This window comes from Candidatus Methylomirabilota bacterium, from assembly GCA_036005065.1.
GTDB lineage: Bacteria > Methylomirabilota > Methylomirabilia > Rokubacteriales > DASRDR01 > DASYQW01.
This window is the reverse complement of sequence record DASYQW010000034.1, coordinates 1-3,370: the sequence shown is the minus strand read 5'-3', so window position 1 is coordinate 3,370 and position 3,370 is coordinate 1. Positions and strand designations below refer to the sequence as shown.

Genomic DNA, 3,370 nt, shown 5'->3' with positions numbered 1-3,370 from the left:
TGGGCGAAGGTGGAAGGCACCCGGGCCCGCGTCGGGATCACCCAGTACGCCCAGGACCAGCTGGGGGACGTGGTCTTCGTCGAGCTGCCGAAGGTCGGGACCCGCGTCCGCCACATGCAGAGCTTCGGCGTCGTGGAGTCGGTCAAAGCCGTCTCCGATCTGTTCGCCCCCCTCTCGGGCGAGGTCGTGGAGGCCAACCAGAGCCTCACCGAGCGGCCGGAGCAGGTGAACCAGGATCCCTACGGCGCCGGCTGGCTGATCGTCGTCGCGATGGCGGACGCGAAGGAGCTGGAGGCGCTGCTGAGCGCGAGCGACTACGAGGCGTACGTGAAGACGGCGGGGGGACACTGATGGGGCCGGGCCGGCCCCTGCGCTACATTCCGACCACGGGCGCCCAGCGGGCGGCGATGCTGGAGACGATCGGGGTGGCCGACCTCGACGCGCTGCTCGAGCGGCTCCCGGCCAAGGCTCGGCTGGGCCGGGAGCTCGGCCTCCCGCCCGCCCTGGCCGAGGCCGAGCTGACCGCCCACCTGCGGGAGCTGGCGGGGGCGAACGCCCACGGCGGCGAGTCGGTCTCCTTCGTGGGGGGCGGCGCCTACGACCACTACGTGCCCAGCGTCATCAACCACCTGCTGCTGCGGTCGGAGTTCTTCACCGCCTACACCCCCTATCAGCCCGAGGCCAGCCAGGGCACGCTGCGCTCGATCTACGAGTACCAGACGATGATCTGCGAGCTGACGGGGATGGACGTCACCAACGCGTCGATCTACGACGGCGGCTCGGCGCTGGCCGAGGCGGCGCTGATGGCCCACGGGGTGACCGACCGCGCGCAGGTCGTGGTCTCGGCGGCGGTGTCGCCGCTGGCCCGGCGGGTGATGGCGACCTACTGCGCGGGGCCGCGGCTGCCGATCAAGACGGTGCCGTGGGCGGAGGGGGTGACGGATCTCGAGGCGCTGCGGAGGGCGGTGTCGGAGAAGACGGCGGCGGTGCTCGTCCAGTACCCGAACTTTTTCGGCGGCCTGGAGGACCTGGACGCGATCGCGGCGATTGCCCACGCGCGCGGGGCGCTGTGCGGGGTCTCGGTCGATCCGATCGCGCTGGGGGTCCTCCGGCCGCCCGGGGAGGCGGGGGCCGACATCGTGGTCGGGGAGGGGCAGGGGCTGGGCACCCCGGTGATGGGCGGGGGCCCCTACCTGGGTCTCTTCGCCTGCCGGAAGGAGCTGGTCCGGCGGATGCCGGGCCGGCTGGTGGGCGCGACCGTGGACCACCAGGGGCGGCGCGGCTTCGTGCTGACGCTCCAGACGCGCGAGCAGCACATCCGGCGGGAGAAGGCGACGTCGAACATCTGCACGAACGTGGCCCTGGTCGCCCTCGGGGCCACGATCTACCTGGCGCTGGTGGGCAAGGAGGGGCTCCGCCGGGTCGCCACGCTGTCGACCGCCAAGGCCCACTACGCGGCCGAGGTGCTGGGCCGGGTGCCCGGGGTGAGCCGCCGCTTCGAGGCCCCCTTCTTCAAGGAGTTCGTGTTGCGGCTTCCCAAGCCGCCGGACCGCGTGCTCCGCGCCCTGCGGAAGCGGAAGATTCTGGGCGGCCTGGCGCTCAAGCCGTTCGACCGCACCCTGAAGGACTGTCTGCTGGTGGCGGTGACCGAGATGCGGACCCGGGCCGAGATCGACGCGTACGCCGAGGCGCTGGCCGCGGTTGTCGCGTAGGGGGTGTGATGAACGAGTACGACAAGCTGATCTTCGAGCTGTGGCCGGGCCGATAGCCGTCGCATCCCGTCGTCCTCGGTCGTCGGCGCGCCTCAACTTTGGGTGGCTCGCCCCGGACGGCGGGGCCCCAGCCCCGCGACGTCCGGTGGCGCGCGTGCGCAGCATACGCCTCGGCGCGCCTCCTCCCTGCGTCCTAGGGCTGCTCGGCTCTCGACCCGGCCGCGGTTGCTCGTACAGTGAGGTGTTATGACGTACGACAAGCTGATCTTCGAGCTGTCGGTGCCCGGGCGCGTCGGCTACTCGCTGCCCGAGGCTGACGTTCCCGAGAGCGACCTCACCCGCTTGCTCCCCACGACGCATCTGCGGAGCCAGCCCGCCGAGCTGCCGGAAGTCAGCGAGCTGGACGTCGTCCGCCACTACACGCGGCTCTCCCGGATGAACTACGGGGTGGACACCCACTTCTACCCGCTCGGCTCCTGCACGATGAAGTACAACCCCAAGGTCAACGAGGACATGGCGCGGCTGCCCGGGTTCGCGCGCCTCCATCCCCTGACGCCGGACGAGGCGATGCCGGGCGCCCTCCGGCTGATGGGGAGCCTGGCCGACATGCTGGCCGAAATCGTCGGGATGGACGCGGTCTCGCTCCAGCCGGCGGCCGGGGCGCAGGGGGAGCTGGCGGGGGTCCTCATGATCCGGGCCTACCACCTCGACCACGAGGGCCACCCGCGGAAGACGGTCCTGGTGCCGGACTCGGCCCACGGCACCAACCCGGCGTCCACGACGATCGCCGGGTACCAGACGATCCAGCTCAAGTCCGACGCCGAGGGGGAAGTGGACCTCCTCGACCTGGAGCGGCACCTGGACGAGGACGTGGCGGCGTTCATGATCACGGTGCCCAACACGCTGGGGCTGTTCGAATCGAAGATCCTCGAGATCACCGAGCTGTGCCACGCCAAAGGCGTCCAGGTTTACATGGACGGGGCCAACCTGAACGCCCTGCTGGGCATCACGCGGCCCGGAGACCTCGGCTTCGACGTCGTCCACATGAACCTGCACAAGACCTTCACCACGCCCCACGGGGGCGGCGGCCCCGGGGCCGGCCCGGTCGGGGTCAAGGCCCACCTGGCGCCGTTCCTCCCGGTGCCGGTGCCGGTGCGCGACGGGGATCGCGACCGGCTCGACTGGCGGCGGCCGAAGTCGATCGGGAAGCTGCAGTCGTTCTGGGGCAACTTCGGGATGCTGGTGCGCGCCTACACGTACATCCGCACCATGGGCCCCGAGGGGCTGCGGGCCGTGTCCGAGAACGCGATCCTGCACGCCAACTACGTGAAGGCCCGGCTCACGCCGCACTACGACCTGCCGTACCCCGAGCCCTGCATGCACGAGGTCGTCTTCTCGGCCCGCCGCCAGAAACGCCAGGGCGTGACCGCGACCGACATCGCCAAGCGACTCCTGGACCTCGGCTTCTACGCCCCCTCGATCTACTTTCCGCTGATCGTCGAGGAGGCCCTGATGATCGAGCCGACGGAGACGGAGTCCAAGGAGACGCTCGACGAGTTCTGCGAGGCGATGATCCGGATCGCCCGGGAGGCCGAAACGGCGCCCGAGACGGTGCGGGCGGCGCCGGTGACGACGCCGGTCAGCCGCCTCGACCAGAC

Annotated in this window: 3 protein-coding genes; all 3 read left to right on the top strand. The window is 71.0% G+C overall.

Translation table 11 applies throughout. The features are described 5' to 3' along the window. Window positions 1-351: glycine cleavage system protein GcvH (gene gcvH, locus VGW35_02585; protein ID HEV8306530.1), on the top strand; the 351-nt coding region annotated here is incomplete at its 5' end. Next, window positions 351-1,712, top strand: a complete 1,362-nt coding sequence (gene gcvPA, locus VGW35_02580) for an aminomethyl-transferring glycine dehydrogenase subunit GcvPA (GenBank protein ID HEV8306529.1) — start codon at window positions 351-353, stop codon at window positions 1,710-1,712. The genes gcvH and gcvPA, both read left to right, overlap by 1 nt. A gap of 246 nt (window positions 1,713-1,958) precedes the next feature. Then, window positions 1,959-3,370, top strand: a 1,412-nt coding sequence (gene gcvPB, locus VGW35_02575; protein HEV8306528.1) for an aminomethyl-transferring glycine dehydrogenase subunit GcvPB, incomplete at its 3' end; no start/stop codon positions are given.

Coding starts and splice junctions, on each gene's coding strand:
- gcvPA (HEV8306529.1), top strand. CDS start 351: ATGGGGCCGGGCCGGCCCCTGCGCTACATTCCGACCACGGGCGCCCAG.